General features: G+C 44.8%; 7 protein-coding genes. 5 read left to right on the top strand and 2 right to left on the bottom strand.

The window, feature by feature from the left end; translation table 11 throughout:
- Nucleotides 1-236: 236 nt before the first annotated feature.
- Both O9290_RS15200 and O9290_RS15205 read right to left on the bottom strand, forming a co-directional pair.
- Entirely contained in the window at nucleotides 237-437 is a 201-nt protein-coding gene (locus O9290_RS15200) for a type II toxin-antitoxin system VapC family toxin (RefSeq protein ID WP_002763255.1), read from the bottom strand.
- Nucleotides 438-441: 4 nt separating this feature from the next.
- Nucleotides 442-675: a hypothetical protein gene (locus tag O9290_RS15205; protein ID WP_287170682.1), complete on the bottom strand. Its 234-nt coding sequence runs from the start codon at nucleotides 673-675 to the stop codon at nucleotides 442-444.
- Between the two features lie 643 nt (nucleotides 676-1,318).
- Here O9290_RS15205 and ilvD point away from each other — a divergent pair.
- The 5 genes from ilvD to O9290_RS15230 all read left to right on the top strand — a co-directional run bounded on the left by ilvD (nucleotide 1,319) and on the right by O9290_RS15230 (nucleotide 7,794).
- Nucleotides 1,319-3,004, top strand: a complete 1,686-nt coding sequence (gene ilvD, locus O9290_RS15210) for a dihydroxy-acid dehydratase (protein ID WP_012265889.1) — start codon at nucleotides 1,319-1,321, stop codon at nucleotides 3,002-3,004.
- A 315-nt stretch (nucleotides 3,005-3,319) separates the two neighbouring features.
- A complete protein-coding gene (locus tag O9290_RS15215) occupies nucleotides 3,320-4,180 on the top strand; it encodes a tetratricopeptide repeat protein (protein WP_288059276.1) in 861 nt (286 codons plus the stop codon).
- A gap of 336 nt (nucleotides 4,181-4,516) precedes the next feature.
- Complete coding sequence (locus O9290_RS15220; protein WP_002731529.1) at nucleotides 4,517-4,951, top strand: ferritin-like domain-containing protein; 435 nt, start codon at nucleotides 4,517-4,519, stop codon at nucleotides 4,949-4,951.
- A gap of 34 nt (nucleotides 4,952-4,985) precedes the next feature.
- On the top strand, nucleotides 4,986-5,912 hold the full coding sequence (locus O9290_RS15225) for an FTR1 family iron permease (protein ID WP_288025216.1): 927 nt from the start codon (nucleotides 4,986-4,988) through the stop codon (nucleotides 5,910-5,912).
- A gap of 268 nt (nucleotides 5,913-6,180) precedes the next feature.
- Nucleotides 6,181-7,794, top strand: coding sequence for an ABC transporter substrate-binding protein (locus tag O9290_RS15230; protein WP_288025213.1), 1,614 nt, complete (start codon nucleotides 6,181-6,183; stop codon nucleotides 7,792-7,794).
- Nucleotides 7,795-7,928: the final 134 nt, after the last annotated feature.

Raw genomic sequence — 7,928 nt, forward strand, 5'->3', positions numbered from 1 at the left:
TATAGAGACAGACATTACCGCGATTTTTGTCAATTGTTTGCGATCTAGAGCGAACTAATCAATTAAATCTCTTGCCAGATAAGGATTTAGTCGATTTATGCCCCCATATCGAACCATACCAAGTCCCGAAGAGCCGGAAAAAGTCCCTGAATTTTCCCCCCAATCACTCCAAAGGTCGGCACTTTTTGAGGGAAAACAAGTCTAAAAACCCTATCCAACAAGGTTTTTAGATTTATTCAGCAAACCCTAAATAATTCTAAAACCGAAGGGATTGATGTTCTGCCTCGCTCAACAATCCAAGCCGCTTCAGCTAAAACAATAGCCGGTAAAACTAATTCACTGTTCGGGTCAGAAAGGATCGTTTTGGCATTTTTTCCCAATCGGGGATTCCCTTCTAAAAACCAAATTAAGGCGTGAGTATCCAGCACATATTTCATCGGTTTAAGACCAATCTAAGTGGTCATCTGCATCGCCCTGAAATTCGGCGAATGAAAAATCTTCTTCTGTAGATTGATCATCCCCCGTGAACATTCCAAAGCACATTAATTTGGGATATTTTTGGATTGGTTTATCTTCTAAAAATGTGATAATAACTGAACTTTCTTCTAGGTTATTGGGAGTTTCTAAAAGCTCGATCTTTCCTTGTCTATAAATGCCTTTAACTGATTGTAGCATTGACTTAGTTTCCTAATTGTTAATTAAGTTTTGGAGATAGTCTATCTAATTTTACCTTAAATATTTTCTGGAAGCATCTCAATTTTGCCAGTGGAGTGACAGCATAACCCCTTCCTATATAATAAAATGTTAAGTTTAGACTCGGCTTGAGCTATGTCTTTTAGCCTATAACAGTTTCTATCTTCTTGTCAAACCAAGGATTCTAACTATTTTTTGAGATAACTTTAAGTCTCAATATCTTCCTTGATTGTTACTATTTTTACATAACTACTCTAGGAGAGCCTTTATGGTTTATCTGAGTTAAGTATGCTAAAATGATAACACCGCTTCATTAAAAACTGATTTGAGCCAATTGTTTTTATTACAAATATTTTACACACTTCAAGCAAGAGGGCTACACCACTACTACCAAATCATTACCGTCCGCACCAACCACCATCGACAAAGAAGCGTCAGAAACTCGCCCCTTGGCGAAGCGGTGGGGAATAGTTCATTACTCCCACAGTTTTATATTTTCTTTAGAGATGGACTGTCCTAAAACCTGCTCAGAGCGGCCAAAAGTCAGAAAATAGAAATAAAGGTGCGATTGGAGAACTTGAGCAGCGATCGCACCCGTCAGCCGCCATTGGAGAAAGATAAAGTTATGGCAGATAACTACAGAAGTCGCATTGTTACCCAAGGTACCCAACGCAGTCCGAATCGGGCCATGTTAAGAGCGGTAGGTTTTGGGGATGAGGACTTTAGCAAACCAATCATCGGCATCGCTAACGGATTTAGCACCATTACCCCCTGTAACATGGGAATTAATGATTTAGCAATGCGTGCCGAAGCAGCCACCAGATTAGCGGGGGGAATGCCGCAACTTTTCGGGACTATCACCATTAGTGACGGGATTTCCATGGGAACAGAAGGGATGAAATATTCTCTCGTTTCTAGGGAAGTAATCGCCGATTCCATTGAAACCGTCTGTAATGGACAAAGTCTCGATGGAGTCCTCGCTATCGGGGGTTGTGACAAAAATATGCCGGGGGCAATGATTGCCATGGCCCGGATGAATATTCCCGCTATTTTCGTCTATGGTGGCACGATTAAACCGGGGCGCTACAAAGATTGCGATTTAACCGTGGTCAGTTCCTTTGAAGCCGTGGGACAGTACAGCGCCGGTAAAATCAGTGAAGAAGACCTCATCGGAATTGAACGCAACGCTTGTCCCGGGGCCGGTTCCTGTGGTGGAATGTTTACTGCTAATACCATGTCTTCCATTTTTGAAGCCATGGGGATGAGTTTACCCTACTCCTCGACCATGGCCGCCGAAGATGCGGAAAAAGCCGATAGTACCGAAGAATCGGCCAAGGTTTTGGTCGAGGCGGTTAGAAAACAGATTCTCCCTAGCCAAATTTTGACCCGTAAAGCCTTTGAAAACGCCATTTCGGTAATTATGGCGGTGGGAGGTTCCACTAACGCTGTGCTGCACCTTTTAGCCATTTCCCGCACCATCGGGGTAGAATTATCGATCGATGATTTTGAAACTATCCGGCAGCGTGTACCGGTTATCTGCGATCTTAAACCCTCCGGGCGTTACGTTACCGTGGATCTGCATAAAGCTGGCGGTATTCCCCAAGTGATGAAAATTCTCCTGGTTAATGGTTTACTACACGGGGATGCTCTCACCATTAGCGGTCAGACTATCGCCGAGATTTTAGCCGATATTCCCGACCAACCGCCCTCAGGCCAAGATGTTATCCGTCCTTTTAGCAATCCTGTCTATAAAGAGGGTCATTTAGCCATTTTAAAAGGAAATCTGGCCACAGAGGGGGCCGTGGCCAAAATTAGCGGCGTGAAAACTCCGGTCATCACTGGGCCTGCGCGGGTGTTTGAGTCGGAAGAAACCTGTTTAGAGGCAATTTTAGCCGGAAAAATTCAAGCCGGGGATGTGGTGGTTGTCCGTTACGAGGGACCAGTAGGCGGACCGGGTATGCGGGAAATGTTGGCCCCCACTTCGGCAATTATCGGCGCCGGTTTAGGGGATTCCGTGGGATTAATTACCGATGGTCGTTTTTCCGGGGGAACCTATGGCATGGTGGTCGGTCACGTCGCTCCAGAAGCGGCGGTGGGTGGTACAATTGCTCTGGTCGAGGAAGGGGATCAAATCACTATTGATGCTCGTCAACGTCTCTTGAGTTTAAATGTATCGGAGGAAGAATTAACCCGTCGTCGTAACCATTGGCAACCGCGCCCCCCACGCTATAAAACGGGAATTCTCGGCAAATTCGCCAAGTTAGTCTCCTCTAGCAGTCTCGGCGCTTTAACGGATCTGAATCTGTTCTAAAAGTATAACTAGGGTTTGCGGCAAAAAGTTTTTCTTGGGGGCAGGGTGTGGGGTGTGGGGTGTGGGGTGTAGGGTTTTACCGATTTTCAGGTGGTCAACTACCTAATTTTCAGGGAAAAAGCACCCACTGCTCACCCAACACTCCCACTGATAACTGATAAGACTGACGGCTCTAATTAAGTAGGTGGGTGGAATTAAATATAAGATGAACGTAGGTTGGGTTGAAGCATGAAACCCAACCCCCGCATGGGTTACGCTACCGCTAACCCATCCTACAAATAATTGTGCCTCCCTACTTACTATCGATTAATAACTATGACCTATCTACTCACTGTCTATCGAGCGCTCGAATGCCGTCCGGATACCTATCGGGACTGGTATGACCAAGGCAATATTTTAAAAGAAAGAATGGACTATTTTGGAGCCTTAATCAGCTACGAAAAAGCCTTAGAATATTATCCAGATGATTATTGGGCATGGTACAAAAGGGGTATGATACTAGAAGACTTGGGAATGTATGAAGAAGCGGCTCAAAGTTATGCTAACGCCGCACAGGTAAAGGATGATAACTATTGGGCTTGGTACGATCAAGGTTGTGTTTATCTACAGGAATTAAAGGACTACGAAAAAGCGATCGCTTGTTTTCAACGGGCCCTAAGTCATAGTCCGGGGGACTATTGGGCTGCCTACCGGCAAGGGGATGCCTATCGATTGCTCAAAAACTACGAACGCGCTATCACTTCCTATGATCTGGCCTTGGGAGCGCGACCCCGGGATTATTGGGCCTGGTATCGTCGCGGCGACGCTTTCCGGGATTGGGGCAATCCCCAAGAGGCCTTATTTAATTATCGTACCGCCCTCGATATCCGACCGCAAGATTACTGGTCCTGGTATCAACAGGGTGTGATCTTACAGGAATTACAGCGTTTACCAGAAGCGATCGCCTGTTATGAAGAATCGTTAAAAATCGATCGAGATGATCGCTATGCGTGGTATAATGCCGCCTGCTGTTATGCCGCCCTCGGTCAACAACAAAAAGCGATCGACTGTTTACGCGAAGCCATGGACATAGAACCGGATATATGTGGCGAATTAGCGCGTAATAACTTTGTTTTCGATGGTTTAAGGCAAAATGAAACCTTTAATGACCTCTTGAGTTGCTATTCCCCCAGCTAAAATCTTTTTGCATTACCTAGGGTTTGCTGAAAGGGTTTTTCGTGGGGTGTGTGGGATTTTAGGCATTTTCAGGAAAAAGTGCCTAAAAATTCCCCCCGATTGCTCAAATGGCTGGCAGTTTTTTGACGGCAAAAAAGCCTAAAGATATTATACTAAATCCGGTTATCAAAAACTGATTATTTATTCTCCCTATTGCCTATTGCCTATTGCCTTTTGCCTGTTCTCATACATAGCCCATACTCAACGGATTTAGTATTAGCCAACAAGGTTTTTAGATTTATTTAGCCGGTTTGGATTAGCTACAATTGCAATTAGAGAAAAATTATTGAGAATCTTATGCGAGAACTAGACAGAGACAAAACCATCGAACAACTGAACGAAATCATGGAATTTGAACTAGCGGGAGTTGTCCGTTACACCCACTATTCCCTGATGGTGACAGGTCCCCATCGCATCCCTATCGTCCAATTTTTCCAGACTCAGGCCACGGAGTCCCTCACCCACGCGCAACAAGTCGGGGAAATTCTCACCGGTTTAGAAGGTCATCCTAGCTTAAAAATTGCCCCCATCGAGGAAAGCTATGAACACAATATCAAAGCAATCTTGAGTGAGAGCCTCAATCATGAGAAAAAATCCCTTGATTTGTACAAAGCACTCCTAGAAACCGTTGAAGATGCCAGTATTTACCTAGAAGAATTCGCCCGCGGTATGATCGGACAAGAAGAATTACACAATCTGGAAATTCGCAAGATGCTGCGGGATTTTGCTTGAGCTAGGATCAAAGCTAGAGTTTATCCACTAGCTTATGAATCTTAGTTCCGCTTTACCCACTTTTATTATCACTCTCCGGGAAGGTTTCGAGGCCGCTTTAGTGGTGGGAATTGTCCTCGCTTGTTTACAAAAATCGGGTCGATCGCAACTTAACTCATGGGTGTATCGTGGTATTGGTGCGGGAGTGGTCGCTAGTGTTTTGGTCGGTATTTTGCTAGGGGGAATCCTTTTGCAAGTGGATGCTTCTCCTAGTCCATTCGTACCAATGCTCAAGGAATTACTGGCCGCCACTTTTGGACTGATTGCCGTTTTGATGTTGAGTTGGATGTTAATTTGGATGACTCAACAGGCCAAATCTTTGAAATCTGAGGTAGAAAGTGCGGTAAAAGCGGGTTTAAAATCGGAAAATGGGGCAGGAAAAGCGATTTTTCTGCTCGTTTTTATCGCTGTCTTGCGGGAGGGATTTGAAACTGTCCTTTTTATCCTGGCCCAATTCCAAAAAGATTGGCAGATCCAAACCTTCGGTGCGATAGCGGGGTTAAGTATGGCGACTTTGTTGGGAATTCTCCTATTTGCGGGGGGAGTAAAAATTAATATCCGTCTCTTTTTCCAAATTATGGGGACTTTCCTCCTCTTAATCGTTGCGGGATTACTCATCGGTGTTTTGAAACATATCGACGCAGGAATCAGTCTTTTAAGTGAAATTGACCCTTTTTATCGCCATTTCTGTCCTTCTCTCCCCTCCTCCTGTCTTCTCGGTTTTCAAGTTTGGGACGGTTCCCAAATTTTGAGCGATCGCACTTTCCCCGGACTCCTCCTCAAATCTCTGTTTGGTTATCGTCAAAACCTCTATATCAGTCAAATTGTTGCCTATATCCTCTTTTTACTGCTTATCGGTGGCCTCTATTTCCAAAGCTTACGACAACGTCCTCTATCTACTTTATCAGGCCCTAGGGAATAGTTAAGAGGGAAATGGGGAAGTGGGGAAGTGGAGAGATGGGGGGTTGGGAATAATGAATTATGAAGTGGGGTGTGGGGTGTGGGGTGTGGGGTGTGGGGTGTGGGAATAATGAATTATGAATTATGAATTATGAAGTGGGAATTGGGAATTGGGGAGAATACTAACTCCTGACTCCTGACTCCTATCTCCTATCTCCTGTCTCCTGTCTCCTGACTCCTATCTCCTGACTCCTAACCCCACCAACAAACTTTTTCAGCAAACCCTAATCATGACTACTTGGCAATGTGACGGTATCCCTAAAGATGGTAAAACTTATCCGCAAGCGATTGCGGGAGGTCATGAACCCTGCGAAAATACTACTCCTGATTGTCCTATCTGTGGCCTACCTAGGGAAGCGATGGATCCCGTAACAACGACGGTTAAAACCACGGTGGTGGTGTCCCCGGGGGGTACAACTAGAGTCGGCCAAAAATCTAACTGGTTACTTCCCTTCGCTTTGATAATTACCGCTTTAACCGCAGGTTTAGGGGGTTGGAGTCTATTGCAAATGCTCATTCCCAAACCCGATACTTCCCCAGTTGTCGGGGAAAAAACCCCAGATAGGCAATCTAAGGCAACTTTTGTGAGTAATACGGCTAAAAATCCCGATTTATTTAGCCAAGGTGAGAAAATACTGCTTAATTCCACTCCTAACAAAGAAAAAGGCGCAGCGGCCTTTAAAAAGGAAGATTGGGCAAATGCGATCGCAGTTTACCAACTGGCGGCCACTCCCCAAGCAAACGATCCGGAGGGCAAAATCTATTACAATAACGCCAAAGCTAGACAAAAGGGTAATAAACATACTATAGCCGTCGTTGTCCCCATCGCTAACGACCCCAACAGCGCCAAGGAAATTCTCCGAGGTGTGGCAAGGTATCAAGAGGAGTTTAATAATTCTAATCCGGGTAATCCTTTGGAAATAGTCATCGCTAATGATGGTGGTGGGTTACAATCAAAAGCGATAGCCGATGATCTGATTCAATCCGGTCAAGTTTTGGCAGTTATGGGCCACGGAATCGATCCTTTTAGTCAAAAAGCGATTGAAAGTTACGAAAAAGAAGGATTAGCGATTCTTTCTCCCCTGACTACCAGTGTCAGTCAAACGGGAAATGCAACCCTGAAAACTATTCCCCTTAAAGATAAATCTCAGGAAGTTTTAGGCAGTTATCTGGAAGCAGTGGCCAAAACTTTGGCTAATTATGCTAGTCAGCAAGAGAAGTCTCCCTCAGTGGTTCTTTTTTATAATTCCGATAGTCCCTATAGTCAAAAATTAAGGGATTCCTTTGCTAAAGCAATAAAGCAACCAGGAGGCAAGATAGTTAAGGAAATAGACACAACTAAAGCCAATTTTAATGCTAAAACTGCCATAGATCAGGCAAGACAAGCCGGCGCTAAGGTGGTATTTTTGGCCTTGAGTAAAGATGGCGATCGCATTGATCAAGCCGTGGCTATTGCCCAAGAATCGTCTGGAATGCTATTATTAGGCGGAAATGAACTTTATACACCCGATATCCTTATTCAAGGAGCAGATAGCATCGACGGATTAGTTCTAGCAGTACCTTGGAGTTTCCAAGCAACGGATCCTTTTGCTAAAGATGCGCTGAAAAGTTGGCGCGGTCGCGTCAGTTGGCGTACTGCTACCGCCTACGATAGTATGAAAGTATTAGGGGAAGCGATCGCTAAAAGTTCTGACCGTGCTACTGTAGTCGAAACTTTAAATCGAGGAATCACCTTGCAGGGAAGCACCACGGATTTTAACATTTTTAATCAAGTTCCCTTGGTGCGTGCTAATCGCGGCAATGAGGGGCCAAAGGGTTCTCAATATCAATTCGATCCTAAGTAGGTAGGCGTTAAAAATTATCAGATGCCCCCCTTATCAAGGGGGGATTAAGGGGGGACTAAGGGGGGATCGGCACCCCCCTTATCAAGGGGGGCAGGGGGGATCGAACCTAAAATCCATTTTTAATTTAATTATAA

Origin of the sequence: Microcystis sp. LE19-41.2A (assembly GCF_027530405.1) — a bacterium.
GTDB lineage: Bacteria > Cyanobacteriota > Cyanobacteriia > Cyanobacteriales > Microcystaceae > Microcystis > Microcystis aeruginosa.

Excerpts from the sequence above, each read along its gene's own strand:
- O9290_RS15230 (WP_288025213.1), top strand. The coding sequence starts at position 6,181 with ATGACTACTTGGCAATGTGACGGTATCCCTAAAGATGGTAAAACTTAT.
- ilvD (WP_012265889.1), top strand. The coding sequence starts at position 1,319 with ATGGCAGATAACTACAGAAGTCGCATTGTTACCCAAGGTACCCAACGC.
- O9290_RS15205 (WP_287170682.1), bottom strand. The coding sequence starts at position 675 with ATGCTACAATCAGTTAAAGGCATTTATAGACAAGGAAAGATCGAGCTT.
- O9290_RS15220 (WP_002731529.1), top strand. The coding sequence starts at position 4,517 with ATGCGAGAACTAGACAGAGACAAAACCATCGAACAACTGAACGAAATC.
- O9290_RS15215 (WP_288059276.1), top strand. The coding sequence starts at position 3,320 with ATGACCTATCTACTCACTGTCTATCGAGCGCTCGAATGCCGTCCGGAT.
- O9290_RS15200 (WP_002763255.1), bottom strand. The coding sequence starts at position 437 with ATGAAATATGTGCTGGATACTCACGCCTTAATTTGGTTTTTAGAAGGG.
- O9290_RS15225 (WP_288025216.1), top strand. The coding sequence starts at position 4,986 with ATGAATCTTAGTTCCGCTTTACCCACTTTTATTATCACTCTCCGGGAA.